General features: G+C 73.6%; 7 protein-coding genes and 6 pseudogenes. 10 read left to right on the forward strand and 3 right to left on the reverse strand.

Translation table 11 applies throughout. The features are described 5' to 3' along the window. The 3 genes and pseudogenes from FF86_RS39570 to FF86_RS03560 all read left to right on the forward strand — a co-directional run. Positions 1-696 (forward strand): annotated as a pseudogene (locus FF86_RS39570) (RNA-guided endonuclease InsQ/TnpB family protein); the annotation flags it as partial. A 1-nt stretch (position 697) separates the two neighbouring features. After that, positions 698-857, forward strand: a pseudogene (locus tag FF86_RS39575) (RNA-guided endonuclease TnpB family protein); the annotation flags it as partial. A gap of 62 nt (positions 858-919) precedes the next feature. Beyond that, positions 920-1399, forward strand: coding sequence for a helix-turn-helix domain-containing protein (locus FF86_RS03560; protein WP_044886810.1), 480 nt, complete (start codon positions 920-922; stop codon positions 1397-1399). 315 nt (positions 1400-1714) lie between these two features. Here FF86_RS03560 and FF86_RS39580 read toward each other — a convergent pair. Both FF86_RS39580 and FF86_RS03565 read right to left on the reverse strand, forming a co-directional pair. After that, positions 1715-1965, reverse strand: a pseudogene (locus FF86_RS39580) (acyl-CoA dehydrogenase); the annotation flags it as partial. 1 nt (position 1966) lies between these two features. Then, positions 1967-3031, reverse strand: a pseudogene (locus FF86_RS03565) (acyl-CoA dehydrogenase family protein); the annotation flags it as partial. 606 nt (positions 3032-3637) lie between these two features. On the opposite strand from FF86_RS03565, the pseudogene FF86_RS03570 reads away from it, so the two are divergent. The 7 genes and pseudogenes from FF86_RS03570 to FF86_RS34125 form a co-directional block, all read left to right on the forward strand. Next, positions 3638-4017, forward strand: a pseudogene (locus FF86_RS03570) (molybdopterin-binding protein); the annotation flags it as partial. A gap of 503 nt (positions 4018-4520) precedes the next feature. Next, on the forward strand, positions 4521-5864 hold the full coding sequence (locus tag FF86_RS03575; RefSeq protein WP_236705663.1) for an SDR family oxidoreductase: 1344 nt from the start codon (positions 4521-4523) through the stop codon (positions 5862-5864). Further along, on the forward strand, positions 5861-7419 hold a 1559-nt coding region (locus FF86_RS03580; protein ID WP_242418100.1), incomplete at its 3' end, for a PfaD family polyunsaturated fatty acid/polyketide biosynthesis protein. The genes FF86_RS03575 and FF86_RS03580, both read left to right, overlap by 4 nt. 1 nt (position 7420) lies before the next feature. Beyond that, positions 7421-7585 (forward strand): annotated as a pseudogene (locus tag FF86_RS39585) (2-nitropropane dioxygenase); the annotation flags it as partial. A 57-nt stretch (positions 7586-7642) separates the two neighbouring features. Then, positions 7643-13606 (forward strand): type I polyketide synthase (locus tag FF86_RS03585; RefSeq protein WP_242418101.1); only part of this gene is annotated, 5964 nt, incomplete at its 3' end. Between the two features lie 1189 nt (positions 13607-14795). Continuing rightward, a complete protein-coding gene (locus FF86_RS03590; protein ID WP_242418102.1) occupies positions 14796-16229 on the forward strand; it encodes an ATP-binding protein in 1434 nt (477 codons plus the stop codon). A 52-nt stretch (positions 16230-16281) separates the two neighbouring features. Continuing rightward, on the forward strand, positions 16282-16437 hold the full coding sequence (locus tag FF86_RS34125) for a hypothetical protein (protein ID WP_157866927.1): 156 nt from the start codon (positions 16282-16284) through the stop codon (positions 16435-16437). A 63-nt stretch (positions 16438-16500) separates the two neighbouring features. Here the strand turns inward: FF86_RS34125 and FF86_RS03595 are convergent, their stop codons facing one another. Continuing rightward, complete coding sequence (locus FF86_RS03595; RefSeq protein ID WP_199865452.1) at positions 16501-17064, reverse strand: SRPBCC domain-containing protein; 564 nt, start codon at positions 17062-17064, stop codon at positions 16501-16503. Between the last annotated feature and the right edge of the window lie 81 nt (positions 17065-17145).

A 17145-nucleotide genomic window follows, 5' to 3' on the forward strand; every position in this document is an offset into this window, starting at 1 on the left:
CCCTGAACCGCCGCTGGTCCGAGGTCCGGATCCCGAAGGTGGGCTGGGTGCGGTTCCGCCGGTCCCGGACGGTCCCGGATGCACGTTCCTACCGGGTGACGCGGGACCGGGCGGGCCGCTGGCATGTCGCGTTCGCGGTCGTGCCCGATCCGATCCCGGCGCCGGGTACCGGCACGATTGTCGGGGCGGACCGGGGCGTGACCGTGTCGGCCGCGCTGAGCAGCGGGGAGTCGCTGCACTGTCCCGGGTTGCGGCCCGGGGAACAGGCTCGGCTGGTCCGCCTGCAACGCCGGCTCGTGAAAGCGAAACGTGGATCGAACCGGCGGGCCCGGCTCCGCGCGCGGATCGCCCGGGTGAAGGCCCGGGAGGTCGACCGGCGCAAGGACTGGGTCGAGAAGACCAGCACCGGTCTTGCCCGCCGGTACGACCTGATCCGGGTCGAGGCTCTGCCGGTCGGGACCATGACCCGCTCGGCGCGGGGCACCGTCGCCGCGCCGGGGCGGAACGTGCGGCAGAAAGCCGGGCTGAACCGGAGCATTCTCGCCCACGGCTGGGGGCTGCTGGTCCGGCGGTTGGAACAGAAAGCCCCCGGCCGGGTCGAGAAAATCAATCCTGCGTACACGTCGCAGACCTGTAACACCTGCGGGACCCGGGATCGGGAGGCGCGTGAGAACCAAGCCGTCTTCCGCTGTCGGGNCTGCGGATGTCAGGCGAACGCCGACGTGAACGCGGCACGGAACATCGCCCTGGGGCATCAGTGGGCAACCACGTGGGTGACTGCGCGGGGAGGCGACGCCAATGGGCGGCCTGTGAACCGCGAACCTCAACACTGCGCGCCCCCTCCGGTGGATGTGTAGAAGTTGGAATCCCCCGTGTTCACGCGAGGGAGGATGNCAAGCGCCAGACGAGCTTCGCGGCTATGCACTGCTCCCTCGCCCGGACTCTGGAGGTGGTGGGCGACTGGTGGTCGCCACTGGTGCTGCGCGACCTCTACCTGGGCATCCGCCGCTTCGACGAGCTGGTCACGGACCTGGGGATCTCCCGCAACCTGCTGACCTCCAGGCTGGCCGACCTGGTCGCCGGCGGAGTGGTCCGGCGGGTCCGGTATGCCGATCGTCCACCGCGGTTCGAGTACGAACTGACCGACGCCGGTCGCGACCTCGTCCCGGTGCTCCTCGGGATGACCGCCTGGGGGGATCGCTGGGCGACGCCCGAAGGCGGCCCGCCGATCCGGTTCGAGCACGACCGCTGCGGCCGGGAGTTCATCCCCACGGTGCACTGCTCCGCCTGCGGCGAGCCCGTCACCGCCGACGCTGTGCGCCCCCGGCCCGGCCTCGGCGGCCGGCGCGCGCCGGGGACGATGGTGCTCCCCGACCTCCTCGCCGATCGTCCCGACTGACCCGGCTGACCCGGTCGGACCCGCAGGCGAAGGGGCCCGGCGAGGACGTCCGCTCGCGGCTTGTCGACGTGCCGGCCAGGCTCCTGCCGGGTTGAGCCGCCCGCGCCACGCGGGCGCGGGCCGGCCGGCGCGGCGAGGCTCCCGGCCGGGACGGTGGCCGCGGCGCAGTGGACGGACGCCGGGGGTACGGCCGGCGCCGCCTCGGCGCGGCTCGCCGGTTCCGGCCGGCGGAGCGCCCCGGGACGGACGGCGGCCACGGGAACCGGTGCCGGCCGCGTCCCGACCCGGAGGCCGCGCCGGCCGGCGGGCTCGCGGTCAACGCCGCATCAGCAGCGAGCCGCCCAGCAGGTAGGCGCCGACCATCTCGAAGTTCATCGGCGACAGGGTGATGTGCGCGGCCGCGCTGTGGACGTCGCGCAGGCAGCGGTCGAGCCGCCCGCCCGAGCCCAGCGCGCGGGTGCCGGCCATGCTGTGCAGGCTGTCCACGGCCTTGACCGTGTTCTCGCCGACGGTGGCGGCGGCCAGCCTGATCAGCGCGGACAGCTCCTCGCCGCCGATCAGGCAGCNCAGGCTGGCATGGTTGGCGGCGTCTTCCAGCAGCAGCTCGGCGGAGCGGACCAGCGCGGCGGCGCGGGCGAGGCCGGCCTGGACGGTGTGGCTGGAGCCCAGGGTCTGCGTCCCCCGGGCGGGGACCGTGCCCACGGCGATGCCCGGGAAGGCGCTCAACGCATCCTGGGCGATGCCGAGGATCGTCGACGCCGTGGTGAACGGCCCGAAGTCGTAGTAGGCGATGGGATAGCCGCGGGAGGGACGGGCGGCCGGTGGGCGGCGCAGCAGGCCGCCGTCGACGGTGAACTCCTCGGGCACGAACTGGTCGTCGACGGTGAAGCTGACACTTCCCGTCCCCCGCAGGCCCGTCGTGAACCAGTCGTCGTCGAAGCGGACCGCGTCGGCGGGGACGAACAGCATCCGGGTCCGCGCGGTCGCCGCCGTCGCGGGATCGCCACCCGCGGGATCGCCGCCCGGGGGGCCGCCCGCTGCGGGGCTGCCTCCCGAGGGGCTGCCTCCCGAGGGGCCGCCTCCCGCGGGGCCGCCTCCCGCACTGTCGGGCGCCAGGACGAGGCCTTCCTCCGCGGCGGGGTCGACCTCCGTGACCAGGGAGGCACAGACGAGCCAGTCGGCGTGCGTGGATCCGCTCGCGAACGACCAGCGGCCCCGTAGTCGGTAGCCGCCGGGCACCGGCTCGGCCTGACCAGACGGGTTGATCCCACCGACCACGAGCCCGTCGCTGTCCTGGAAGAGCTGGCAGGCGACCTGCTCCGGCAGGTAGTCCGACATCCGGGAGATAACTCCCTGCACCCCCATCTGCCAGGCGACCGAGGCGTCGACGCGGGCGAGGGCCTGCAGGACGGCGGAACCGGTCCGGACGCTGACTCCGCCGCCACCGAAGGACGGGGACACCCACATGCGGTGAATATTCTGATCCCGCAGCGCGGCGATGACGGCGGGCGGCGTCACCCTTTCCCGTTCGGCCTGCTCGCGATGGCGGACCAGGACGGGAGTGACCTTCTCGACTCGCGAGAGCCACTCGGTCGTCTCTTCGTGGGAGTGTGCGGAGCCGCTCCAGGACACGTCAGATACCTACTCTGCTCGGAATTCGCGTCGGGTCTGCAGGCAAAGGCCGGAACGGAAGTGCCGGTAGGCTCTTGACCGGCAGGTTTCCGGCTCTTTGCGGGGACGGGCGGCCGGTTGCCATTGTTGTTGACAGCTCGATACGCGCCGGCGCCGGGTGGCCCGTAGGTGGTGGATGCCAGGGGCCGCCCACCGGAGCGGGACGCGCGACGAGGCGGTGCGCCGCGGTCGTAGTGGCGCTGAGCTGCGCGGACATCCGCCGCCCCTTCCTCATCGGGGCAGGCGACCGCGGGTTGCGGCCACCTTGCGGCCCGGCGTTCAGCCGCATCTACGGTTAGATCCTAGCAATTTAAACGCAGATGCGGTCTGATGTAGGAAGAAGGGTCCGTGGGTGCGGTCCAGTTGGCCGGGTCGGACGGTCCGATAGGCCCCAGTGTGACCCGACTGCCCGGGGGTATTCGCCGGTCGCAGCGTTGCTCGAACGGCCGGAAGANGGCCGCGTGACTCGGGTAACACCGTCGTCATGCAACTCGTCCGATACATGAGCTAGATAAGGTCGATTCATGATCCTTAGTATTCGTAACCGATTCACCGGAATTATTACCNAGATAGTTAGCGGCTCGGTCATGGGAACCGTCACCATGGAGATTCCCGGCGGCCAGTCACTCGCGGCCACGGTCACGATGGACGCGATCAAGGATCTCGGTATCGGCATCGGCACCGCCGTGGAGGCGCTCATCAAGTCGACCGACATCGCGGTGGCGACCACCGAGGTGTCCGGACTGAGTATCCGGAACAAGCTGGCGGGCACGCTCGTCGGACTCGACTCCGGCGGTGCGATGTCAGTCGCGAGGATCAAGGTCGGCAAGGATGTGGAGCTCACGGCGGCGATCACCCGGGCGGCGGCCGAGGAGCTCAAGCTCGAGCCCGGTACGCCGGTCACCGCACTGATCAAGTCCACCGAGGTCTCCTTCTCCGCAGTCTGACGCGCCCTCCGCGCCGACCGGCGCATCCGCCGGTCGGCGCGCGGCGCCTCCTCGGCAGCCCGTAGCGTCCGCCTGCCGCCTGCCGCCTGCCGCCTGCCGCCTGCCGCCTGCCGCCTGCCGCCTGCCGCCGCAGCCCTTGCCCTCGCGCCGCCGCTTGCCGCCAGCTCGGCTGCGGTGCCCGCCCGCGGCCCGCGCCTGGCCGCCTGGCCGCCTGGCCGCCTGGCGAAGTCACCCGATCCGGGTGTCCGGGTGCGGTTCGGAAAAGGACGCACTGTTATTGCGACCCAGGGTGGGTACCCCGTAACGCAGGGCCTGACCACCCGCTGTGCGGGGGATCGCACCGGCATGCCCCCCCGGCGGTCGCGATACGCGTCCCTGACGTCGACGTACTGTCACCGAATCCGGGTGACCGCTTTCGCATCCCATATTCCATCAGTGGCCCGACGTATGCGGAGAATGCGCGGTTTCCCGGCTCGGCCGCAGTGCTTCCGCGGACAAGCCGGATGGCCGCCGTCGACCAGGAGGCGGGAATTCTCGTGGAGATCGCAATCACCGGGGCAACCGGATTTCTGGGTGTGCATCTGGTGCGGGAACTTCTCGAGCGGAATGCGTCGCTGACGGTTCTGGCCCATGCGGGCTCCGGGGACGCCGCGGCCCGGCTCGCCAGGTTCCTGCAGGTCACCGGGGCCAGCCCGCGGCTGGTCGACGAGCTCCCGCACCGGGTCTCGGTGGTCGACGTGGACGTGGCCGAGCCGTTCCTCGGCCTCGCTCGTGCCGATTTTCGGCGGGTGGCGGACGGCGTCGACGCCATCTGGCACAGCGCCGCCCAGACGAAGCTCGCCGGCGACCTCACCGAGCTGCAGCACGTCAACGTCGGCGGCACCCGGAACATGCTGGCGCTGGCGGCGGCGGGCGGGCGACGGCCGCGTTTCTACCACGTGAGCACGGCGTTCGTGGCCGGCCTGCGGCCCGACCCGGTCGTCTACGAGGACCAGCTCGACGCCTCGTGGGGATTTGCCAGCCCGTACGAGCAATCGAAGTACGAGGCGGAGGTCGTGGTCCGGGACTGGTCGGCCGACAGCGGCCGGCCGGTCGTGGTGTTCCGGCCGAGCGTCCTGGTCAGCCACCGCCCGCCGCATCCGGACCTGCCGTCGGACACCCTGGAGGCGGTCGCCCGCTTCATGCTCACGATCGCCTCGATGGCGGTGGAAGGCGGCCTGGTCGACGCCGAGGAGCCGGCCGTGCAGACCGTGCGGGTCGTCGGCGACCCGCAGGCACGCTGGAACATGATGGCCGTCGATGACGCCGTGCGGGACATGGTGCGCCTCGCCGGGCGCCCACCGGCCGGCGCGACGACCACCTATCACATCGTCAGCAGCCGCGACCTGCCCGTGTCGCTGCCCATCGACCTGCTGGAGAGCCTCCTGCCGGTCCGCGTGGAGCTCGTCGAGCAGCCCCCGACCGACCCGACGCCGCTGGAACGGATCATCGGCATGGTGCCCGGGTTCCTCATGTACCTGCGCCATCGCCACGTCTTCGACGACACCCGCACCCGCACGGCGCTGGGCGAGCGGCTCGCCGAGACGCTGGTGGACCGGGACTACCTGCTCTCCGGCCTGGGCGTCGCGGAGATGGACCTGGCTCCGGGCGACCTGCTCGCCTCCGACCTGCTGGCCCGCGCCCTGTCCGCCTACGACCCGACGACCAGGGCCGATCCCGCCGCACGAGCCGATCCCGCCGCGCCTCTCGACCCCGCCGCGCGGACCTACCCGGCCGCACGGACAGACCCGGCGCCGCGGGTCGAATCCGCCCAGATCAAATCCGCCCCGGGTGGGAGCAGCCGATGACCGTCACCCCTCGACCGCCCCGCATCGCGGGCCCGCCGGAGCGCCGGAGCCGTCCTGCGCCGGCGCTGCGCCGGCCGCCTGCGCGTCGGCCCCACCCGGATGGATCCGACAGCCGGCCGGTGACGGCACCGACCTGGCGGCCGGGCCCGCACCCGGCGGCCTTCACCGGACCGGAGCTTGCCGCCTGCGTGCGCGCGGTGCGGGAGCCGGTGCACCTGCTGGCCGTGCCCGGCCGGGGCGTCGGCCTCGGTCTCGGCGGCGACGTCGGCGCCGGGGACCCCGCCGCCCCGGTGGTGGTGGGCATCCTGCCCGCCCTGTACCCGGAGTGGCTTGGCGACCGCTCGTTCGCGGCGGCGCACGGGGTGCGTTTCCCCTACATCGCCGGGGAGATGGCGACCGGCATCGCGACGACCGCGATGGTGACCGCGATGGCCCGCGCCCGGATGCTCGGCTTCTTCGGCTCGGGCGGGCTGGGACTCGACCGGATCGAGAAGGCCGTCGTCACCCTGGCCGACGCGCTCGCCGGCCAGCCGAACTGGGGGGTCAACCTGCTGCACTCGCCGGGCGACCCGGCGCTGGAGAACACCACCGCCGCCCTGCTGCTGCGCCACGGGGTTCCGTGCGTCTCGGCGTCGGCGTTCATGTCGATCACGCCGGCGGTGGTCCGCTGCGCGGCGGCGGGGTTGCGCCGCACGCCCGACGGCCGGGTGGAGCGCCGAACCCGGGTGTTCGCGAAGATCTCCCGGCCCGAGGTCGCCGAGCAGTTCATGTCGCCGCCGCCGGGGGAGATCCTGCGTGCCCTGGTCGACGCCGGGCAGATCACCGCGGCGGAGGCGGAGCTCGCGGCGGGCCTGCCGATCGCCGAGGACATCACGGTCGAGGCCGACAGCGCCGGGCATACCGACGGGCGGCCGATGGCCATCGTGGTCCCGGCCGTGCAGGCCGTGCGGGACCGGGTCGTCGCCCGCTTCGACTACCCGCGGCCAGTGCGGGTGGGCGCCGCCGGCGGCCTGGGCACGCCGCAGGCGGTCGCGGCGGCCTTCGCGCTCGGCGCGGCCTACGTGCTCACCGGTTCGGTGAACCAGGTCAGCGTCGAGTCCGGCCAGTCCGAGGACGCCAAGGCGATGCTCGCCGGTGCCGACCTGGCCGACGTGGCGCTGGCGCCGGCCGCGGACATGTTCGAACTCGGCGCCAAGGTGCAGGTGCTGCGCCGCGGATCGATGTTCGCGCCGCGTGCCGGGCTGCTGTTCGAGGCGTACCGCCGGCACGACAGCCTGGAACAGCTCGCCCCCGAACTGCGCGCGAAGCTGGAGCGCGACCTGTTCGGCATGTCCCTGGACGACGTGTGGACCCGCACCGCCGCGTACTGGGTCGAACGCGACCCCGGCCAGGTGGAGCGGGCGTTGCACGATGCCAAGCACCGGATGGCGCTGGTGTTCCGGTGGTATCTGGGGAACTCCGGCCGGTGGGCGCTCGCCGGCGAGCAGAGCCGGCGCACCGACTACCAGATCTGGTGCGGTCCGGCGATGGGCGCGTTCAACCGGTGGATCAGCGGNAGCTTCCTCGCACAGGCGGCGGAGCGCAGCGTCGTCCAGATCGCCCTGAACCTCCTCGAAGGAGCGGCGGTGGTCACCCGCGCTCATCAGGTGCGCAGCTTCGGGGTGCCGGTGGGTGTCGCTCAGTTCCCGCCGCGCCGGCTGGTGCTCGGCGCCGACGGCTGACCTCGCGGCCGGTCGGTCTCGAAAGGGCCGGCCGGTCCGGAAGGAGACACGGACACAATGCGACGAACCGACTCCCCGCCCCAACCGCCGATCGCGGTCGTCGGAGTGGGCGCCATCATGCCGGGCTCGATCGATGCCGCCGGGTTCTGGAACTCCATCGTCCGCGGCGAGGATCTGATCACCGAGGTGCCGCGTTCCCACTGGCTGGTCGAGGACTACTACGACCCGGACCCGGCCGCGATCGACAAGACCTACGTGCGGCGCGGCTCGTTCCTGCCGACGATCGACTTCGACCCGGCCGAGTTCGGCATCCCGCCGAGCACCGTCCCGGCCACCGACACCGCGCAGTTGTTCGCGCTGCAGGTCGCCGACCAGACGCTGCGCGACGCCCTGGGCGACGAGTACGACACCGCCGACCGCGGCGGCATCGGCTGCATCCTCGGCAGCGGCAACCTGGAGCTGCTCAGCGAGATCGACCTGCGCCTGGGTCGTCCGATGTGGTTGAAGGCGCTGCGTGAACTCGGCTACTCCGACGCCGATGCCCGGCGGACCTGCGACCACGTCCTCAAGGACTATCCGCAGTGGCAGGAGGCCACGCTGCCCGGCGGCCTGGGCAACATCGTCGCCGGCCGGGTCGCGAACCGGCTCAACCTGCACGCGGTGAACTACACCGTGGACGCCGCCTGCGCGAGCTCCCTGGCGGCGGTGTCGGCCGGCGTGAACGAACTCGTCCTCGGCCGCGCCGACATGATCATCAGTGGTGGTGTCGACGCCCTGAACAACCCGTGCACGTTCGTGAGTTTCTGCAAGACGCCGGCGCTGTCGCCGACAGAGGACTGCCGGCCCTTCTCCGCGCAGGCCGACGGCACGCTGCTCGGCGAGGGCGTCGCGATGGTCGCGCTCAAGCGCCTCGACGACGCCCGCCGGGACGGCAACAAGATCTACGCCGTGATCCGCGGGATCGGCTCGTCGTCGGACGGCCGGGGCGCGGCGATCTACGCCCCGGCGCCGGGCGGGCAGGTCAGGGCGGTGCGGGCCGCCTACGCCGACGCCGGCTACGGCCCGGAGACGGTCGGGCTCGTCGAGGCGCACGGCACCGGCACCGTCGTCGGGGACCGCACCGAGGTCACCGCGCTGACCGAGGTGTTCGGCGACGCCGAGCGCACCGGCGACCGCTGGTGCGCGCTGGGTTCGGTCAAGTCGCAGATCGGGCACACGAAGTCGGCGGCCGGCGCGGCCGGGCTACTCAAGGCCGTGCTCGCCCTGCACCACCACACCCTGCCACCGACGATCAAGGTGACGGAGCCGAACGCCGATCTCTCGCTCGATTCCAGCCCCTTCTACCTCAACACCGTCTGCCGCCCCTGGGTGCGCCCGGCGGACCACCCGCGGCGGGCCTCGGTGTCCAGCTTCGGCTTCGGTGGCATCAACTTCCACATCGCGTTGGAGGAGGCACCCGCCCCCGCCGGCGGGTCCCGAGCGGCCGGCGAGTCCGGCGAGTCCGGCGACGGCCTCGTCCGGCGGCATCGCCTGCCGCGGGCCGCCGGCAGCGAGCTGGTCCTGTTCGGCGCCGACACGCCCGAGCAGATCGTCGCCGCGCTGCGGGCGATCGACACCTCCCGACCCACCGCGGGGATCGCGCGGGCGAGCCGGCGCGAGTTCGACTCCCGCCGCCCGGTCCGCCTCGCCCTGGTCGCGGGCTCCGCCGAGCAGCTCGGCACCCGGATCGACCAGGCCGCCAACCTGATCGGCCAGCGGCCGCGGGAGCCGTTCACCAACCCCCGTGGGCTGCACTACGCGGTCCCGAACTACGCGGCCCCGACCGACGCGGCCCCGACCGACGCCGCCGGCACCGGCATCCCGCCCGTGCCGCCGCCGGCGGCGGCCCCGCCGGCGTTCCTCTTCCCCGGCCAGGGCAGCCAGTACGTCGGGATGGGCACGGACGTGGCGCTGCGCTACCCCGCCGCGCAGGAGGTCTGGGACCGCCTCGGCGGCCTGCGTTTCGGCGGCACACCGCTGCACGAGGTGGTGTTCCCGCCGCCGACCTTCGACGAGGCCGAGCGCGCCGCCCGGCAGAGCACGCTGACCGCCGCCGAATGGGCGCAGCCGGCGATCGCGCTGCACTCGCTGGCCCTGCTCGCCGTCCTCGACGGCTACGGGGTCCGCCCACCCTGCGTGGCCGGACACAGCTTCGGTGAGCTGACGGCCCTGTGCGCCGCCGGCGTCCTCGACGCCGAATCGCTGGTCATCCTCGCCCGCCGGCGCGGCGAGCTGCTGCGCAACACCACCGAGCGGGCGGGCGGGCGGATGCTCGCCGCCGTCGCCGCCCACGACGACGTTGCGGCAGCCCTCGACGGGCTGCCCGACCGGGACGTCTGGGTGGCCAACCACAACGCCCCGAGGCAGCTCGTGCTGTCCGGCACGGCGGCGGCCCTGGAGACCGTGCAGGGCAAGCTCGCCGCCGAGGGCATCGCCACGCGGTGGCTGGAGACGGCCACCGCCTTCCACTGCCCCCTGGTCGCGGCGGCCCGCGACCCGCTGCGCGAGGTGCTCGAGGGCATCGAGATCCATCCGGCGCACTGCGAGGTCATCGCGGGCTCCGACGGCCGGCCCTACCCGTCCGACCCGGCGCTGATCCGGGAGCGGATCGTCGACCAGCTCACCGCGCAGGTGCTGTTCGTCGACCAGATCGAGACCATGTACGCCGACGGCGTGCGGACCTTCGTCGAGGTGGGCCCCGGCGGGGCCCTCACCGGCCTGGTCAACCAGATCCTCGACGGCCGGGAGCACCTCGCGATCAGCCTGGACCGCCGCGGCCAGGACGGCGACGCCACGCTGCAGTCCGCGCTCGGCCAGCTCGCCGTCCAGGGCGTGCGGCTGACCTTCGACGACCCGCCGCCCGCCCCCGCCGGCGTGCGGCACCGGAAGCCGGTGATGACGATGCGGATCGACGGATCCAACTACGGCCGCAACTACCCGCCGCCGCTGGACGAGCCATCGCCCAACGGCGATCACCCAGCCCGGTCCGCCGCGACCGCCTCCCCGGCGTCCGTGCCTCCCGCGCCCGCCTCCCCGGCGTCCGCCGCCGCAGTGGCCGCGCCGGCCGTGCCGGCCCCGGCCCCAGCCGACGACGTCGCCGTCCCGCCGCGTTCCGTCGCCCCCGCCGCACAGCCGGCCCCGGTTCCGGTTCCGGTCGACAGCGCGATCCCGACAGCACCGACGGCACCGACCGTCGGACCGCCGACGCAGCCCGGCGCACCATCGCGGGCCGCGGAATCCCTGGCGGCACCGCCGGCGGCCGCGCCGCCGGTCGCCGGTCCGACACCGACACCGACACCGACACCGACACCGACATCGACATCGACACCGGCACCGCCGCCCGCCGAGCCGATGCCCGCCGAGCCGATGCCGGCTGCGCAGGCCGCGGAGCCCATGCCGGCTCCCCCGGCCGCGGAGCCGATGCCCAGGGCGCCGTCCCCCGGCGGGCTGGTCACCACTGCGGAGATGCCGGCGGTGGCGTCGTCGCCCGATGCGGCGCTGGTGGGCGATGTCGTCGCCGGGCCGGGCTGGTGGGCCGCCTTCGTCGAGGCACACCGGCAGACCGCCCAGGTCCAGGCCGCCTACCAGCACCTGATGACCGAGGCACAGGTGGAGTTCCTGCGCACGACGGAGGCCATGTGCGCACGGCTGGCCGGTGCACCCGCCATGGACGTGCCCCCGGCGCCCGGATACCTGCCGGCCGTGCCGACGGTGAACCCCGCGGCGCTGCCAGCGTCGGCCCCGCCTGCGCCACCTGCGGCGGCGGTGCCGGCCACGGCGATGCCGGCGGCGGCGATGCCTGCGTCGGCCATGCCCCCGGCGCCGGCGGCGCCGACGAGCACCACGCCCCGGCCGGCCGAACCGGCCCAGGCCGGTCAGGCCATGGCGGCGCCGCCCGCGGTGCCGGTGGCCGACTCGACGATCGCGCCACCCACCTCCGCCGCGGTCGCCGTGCCGCCGGTGGTGGCGCAGGGCACCGTCTCGCCCGTTGCCGCAGCACCTGGCATTGCCGCTGATCAGCCGGTCGGTGGCTCGCCCGCCGTCGCCCCGGCACCGGCCGGTGGCGAGGCCGCGGGGGCGCCGGCGCCCCCGCGCAGCGTCGAGGAGCTGGAGGCGTTGCTGCTCGACGTCGTCGCGGAGCGCACCGGATACCCCGCCTCCGCGCTGGCGATGGACATGGAGCTGGAGGGCGACCTCGGCATCGACTCGCTGAAGAAGGTCGAGATCCTCTCCGCGCTGCGTCAGCACGTCGGCGAGATCGCGGTCGACGTCAGCGAGGGCGACGCCCTGGCTCAGCTCACCGCGCTGCGCACCCTCGGCGAGGTCGTCGATCTCATGCGCAACCGGGCCGACGAGCCGCAACCGGCGGCGACCGGAGCGACCGGAGCGACCGGAGCGAGCGGGTCGACCGGGCTGACCGGGCTGACCGGGCTGGATCCGACCGGCCCCGGCACGGCGGCGGCCGCGGCCATCCCGGACCTCGCCGAGCGCCCCGCCGGGGATCCGGCGGGGGCTGCGGCGGCCACCTCGGCACAGGGCTCGACGGGCGTGGCGGCCGATGCCCCCTTTCCGGCCGGTTCCTCGGGAGGGGCCGCCGGCTGGCCGCCGCTGACCCGGCTCGTGCCGGAGGTCAGGCCCGTCATGGCCCCGGGGCTTGCTCCTCTCGGGCTGGGCGCGCGTCCGCTGACGATCGTCGACGGCGGCAGCGGCCTCGGGTCCGCGCTCGCCGCCGAGCTCGACCGGCATGGCCTCCGCGCGGTCGTCACCGACGGCCCGCCGGACGCCGGGCCGGACGGGGCACCGGGCGGGCTGGCCGCCGACGCCGGCGGGGTGATCCTGCTCGGCGGGCTGGCGGGCGTCGACTCCGTCGAGCAGGCCCTCGACCGGCAGCGGGACGCCTTCCGCTGGGCGCGGGCCATGGCCTCGTCGCCGGCCGTGCACGGTGGGCTGTTCGTCACCGTGCAGGACACCGGCGGCGATCTCGGCCTCGACGGTCGGCAGGGGACGCGGGCCTGGCTCGGCGGGCTGGCCGCGCTGGCCAGCACCGCGGCCGCGGAATGGCCGGACGCCGCGGTCCGGGCGATCGACTGCGAACGGGCCGGGCGCGACCCGGCCCGGCTCGCCGCCGCCATCGCCCACGAGCTGCGGCAGGGCGGGATGACCCCGGTCGTCGGCCTGCGCGCCGACGGCACCCGCCTCGTTGCGGGGGTGGCGCCGGCCCCGCCGGAACCGGCGGACGCGCACCCGCTTCGGCTCGCGCCCGGCGCGGTGATCGTCGCGACGGGCGGCGCCCGCGGCGTGACGGCCGCATCCCTGATCGAGCTGGCCCGGACCTGCCAGCCGCGGCTGGTCCTGCTGGGCCGCACGCCCCTGCTCGACGAGCCGGCCGGGCTCGCGGCCGCGACCGACGAGCCGTCGCTGGTGCGGCTGCTGGCCGACCGCGACGACGCGGCAGCCGGCCCGGCCCGGCTGCGGGCGCAGGCGCGCGAGATCCTGGCCGCGCGGGAGGTGCACGCCACCCTCGCCGCCCTCCGGCGCGCCGGTTCGCAGGCCCGCTACCTGCCGGTGGACGTCCGCGACCCCGACGCGGTCGCCCGTGCCCTGGAGGAGGTCCGGGCGGACTGGGGGCCGGTCAGCGGGCTCGTCCACGGTGCCGGCACCCTCGCCGACAAGCTGCTCGTCGACAAGACCGACGACGCCTTCGACCGGGTGTTCGACACGAAGGCGCGGGGTCTGTGGACGATGCTGGACGCGCTCGCCGACGACCCCGTGGAGCTGCTGTGCCTGTTCTCCTCGGTGGCGGGCTGGTTCGGCAACGCCGGCCAGGCCGACTACGCCATGGCGAACGCGACCCTGGACCATGTCGCGGGCACCTACCGGGCCACGCATCCGGACTGTCTGGTGCGATCGATCGCCTGGGGCCCCTGGGCCGGAGGGATGGTCGGACCGCTGCTCGCCGAGGTCTTCGCCAGCCGCGGAGTGNNGGCGCTCCCGGTCGCCCAGGGCGCGGCGGCGTTCGTCGACGAGATCACGGGTGCGCGCAGCGCCGGGACGCAACCGCGGATCCTGCTCGGCGCGGGCGGCCCGGAGGCACTCGGCGCCTCGGCCGACGGCGAGCAGGCACCGTCCGCCCGGCGAGTTCTCGGCCAGCTCTCGGTGCACGAACGCACCCATCCCTGGCTGACCGACCACAGCCCGGCCGACATCGCCGTGCTCCCGCTCGCGATGGCGCTGGACTGGCTCGCCCGCGGGGCCCGCGCGCTGCGCGGCGACGGCGAGGCCGGGATGGTGCTGCGCGACCTGCGGGTCCTGCGCAAGATCGCCTTCCCGCACCTGGCCGACACCGGGCACGAGCTGTACGTCAGCGTGACCGAGGCCGGGGCCCCGGGCGGCGGTGACCTGTCCGCCGCCGGTGCCGGCGCGGCGCCGCTACCCGTGCTGCGCCTCGACGACGCCGACGGCATGCCCCACTACCAGGCCAAACTCGACGCCGCACAGCCAGCGCCCGTGCCGTCGTCAGCCTGGCCGACCCCGGACGGCCTCGCCGAGAAGGCGGCCGAGGTGTCGACGTGCCGGGACCTGATCTACCGCAGCGACGCGCTGTTCCACGGCCCGCGTTTCCAGGCGATCCAGTGGCTCAAGGGGATGTCGGAGCATGGCGCCGAGGGGTCCGTCGTCGGTGTGCGGGAGCTGGCCTGGGGGCTCGACGACTGGTACTTCGACGTCGCCGGCCTCGACGGCGGGATGCAGCTCGCCGGGCTGTGGGCCTGGCGGGTGCTCGGTGGCGCGTTGCCCGTCGCCGTTCGCGAGTGTCGCATTCACCGGCCGGGCCTGATGACCGGGCAGGCCCGCGGCGTCGTCACCGCCCGGGAGATCGACAACATCCACGCCCTGTGCGACGTGGTGGTCCTGGACGACGACGCCGCCCGGATCGAGCTGATCGGGGTGGAGCTGGTCCGCCGCCCCGACTGGATGCCCTCATCCTGACCCCCAGGGGCGATCGGGGAAGGGTCGCGTCTGAACGCACGAGGCCCCCCGGACCGGCGGCGCCTACCGGCCCGGGGCCGCTTTTCGCCCCGGGCCCACATGCCGCCTACTCAAATGTAACCGCTACCGCGAAATGTAACTCCACTGTGGTTACATTTGGGCCGTGTCGCATGACGTGACCGAAATGATCAATCGCCTGCGGGTGGCGGGAGGCGACACCACCGAGGTGGAGGTCAAGTCCGCTGCGGGCGGGTTGCCCGTCTCACTCACCGCGACGTTGAGCGCGTTGGCGAACCAGCCTGGCGGCGGGACCATCATCCTGGGGCTCGACGAGCAGGCGGGATTCCGCCCGGTCGGGCTCGTCGACCCGCAGGTTCTCAAGCAGGGTCTGGCCGCCAAGGCTCGGGCGTTCACACCGCCGGTCCGGCTCACGGTCGACGACGGGGAGGTGGATGGCGCCGCGGTTGTGGTTGCTCGGGTGCACGAGTGCGACCGGTCGTCCAAGCCCTGCCGCGTCACCGCGACCGGCACGGCATACCTCCGTAGCTACGACGGGGACTACGCCCTGTCCGAGGTGGAGGAACAGGGATTCCTGGCTGCCCGCCAGGCACCACTGTTCGATCGGTCACCCGTCGAGGACGCCACCATCGACGATCTGGACACCGAACTCGTCGACGCATTCCTCGGCGCCGTTCGCGAACGCGACCCGGCCGGACTCGGCCGATTTGCCGATGATGCCGAGCTCCTGCGCCGCGGCGGAGTGACGATCGATGGCGGACAGCCCACCGTCGCGGGTCTCCTCGCCCTCGGGGCCCACCCCCAGCAATGGTTCCCCCGATACGTGATCCAAGCGGCCGCAGCGCCCCTTCCCACGGACTCCGCCGCCACGCGGGCCCGCAACCAGGTGACCATCAGCGGGCCTGTCCCGCGGATGCTTGACGCAGCGCTGCTGTGGGCCCGGCGCACCTTCGATACCGCGATCGTCGCCGAGTCGGACGGCACGGTCCACGACCGCCCCAGCTATCCTCTCGTCGCCTTCCGCGAGCTGGTCGCCAATGCTCTGATCCACCGCGACCTCGACCACTGGTCCGCCGGGCTCGCCGTCGAGGTACGGCTCCTCCGGGACCGTCTGGTGGTGGCCAACCCCGGCGGCCTGTACGGCATCACTGTCGACCGGCTTGGCCGCGACGCCGTGACCTCGGCCCGTAACGCCAGGCTCGTCGCGATCTGTCAGCACGTCCGTACCCCGCAGACCGGAGCTCGGGTCATCGAAGCTCTCGCAAGCGGGATTCCCACCGTCACCGAGGCGCTCGCAGACCACGGTCTGCCACCGGCCCACTACGTCGACAGCGGCATCCGGTTCACCGTCGTCCTCCACCAGTTCGCAACCGCCACGCCCGCAGTGACCGCCGAACCCAAGCTGGGCGCCACGGAGCGTCGCGTCTACCAAGCCCTGACCAGCCAGGGAAGAACGGCCCGCGAACTCGCCGAGGAACTCGGTCTGTCCGCGCCGAACATTCGCAGGTCGCTGCGCAACCTGCGCGGCCGCGGACTGGTCATCCAACTCGGCGGCCGCGGGAGAACCACCACCTACCAGCGGAGACCCGACGGCGTGTAATCAAGGCCACCAGCGGAAGACCCGTTCCACCCATGTTGCCGTTTCCCGGATCGTGGGTGCCGGTGAGGCCCGCGGCGTCGTCACCGCCCGGGAGATCGACAACATCCACGCCCTGTGCGACGTGGTGGTCCTGGACGACGACGCTGCCCGGATCGAGCTGATCGGCGTGGAGCTGGTCCGCCGCCCAGACTGGATGCCCCCGCCCTGACCCCTCACGATGGGGGCCGAGCGGATGGTCGCGCGTGAGAGCGAACAGCGAAGGGACCCGCGGTCAGGCCGTGAATCCGCCTGACCGCGCCGGCCGCCCCACGACCACGGACTCCAGGGCATTGAACTGCAGCCGCGTTGTGCCTTCGAGGTGGGCGACGTCGTCCCGGCCGTCGCCGGTGAGGGCGAGGAAGACGTACTGTTCCGTACGGGTCAGGCGGGTGCCGGCGGCGTCGGCGGCCAGCTCGACGGTGGTGAGCGATGCCCAGCGGGGCTGGCCGTCGAGAATGCCCGTGTACGTGAAGACGATGCGTTCGTCGGGAACGATGTCGAGGAACTGCGCGTGGTACTCGATCCGCTCCGGCACCCCGGAGACGGCGAAGGTACCGCCGGCGAGTTCGTGTCCGCCGATGCGGAAGTCCAGCTCGTGCCGGCTCGTCCCCGGCTCGCCCGGGATGCGGAACCAGCGCCTGCGCAGCGCGATGTCGGCGAAGGCGGTGAAGACGTGACCTGGTGGTGCCGCCAGGACGCGCGACAGCCTGAACGACCCGTGAAGCAGGGGGGAACCCGCTTCGGCGGGGACAGTGGCGCTGTCCGCCGAGTCCCCGGACGGGCGATCGATCAGCACCGGCTCATCGTCCCACGGACCGATCCCGCACGAGGCCCATCACTGGGTCGTGCCGCCAGCTTGCCCGTCCGCGGTGTGATT

The organism is Frankia sp. CpI1-P (assembly GCF_001421075.1).
GTDB classification, from domain to species: Bacteria; Actinomycetota; Actinomycetes; order Frankiales; family Frankiaceae; genus Frankia; species Frankia torreyi.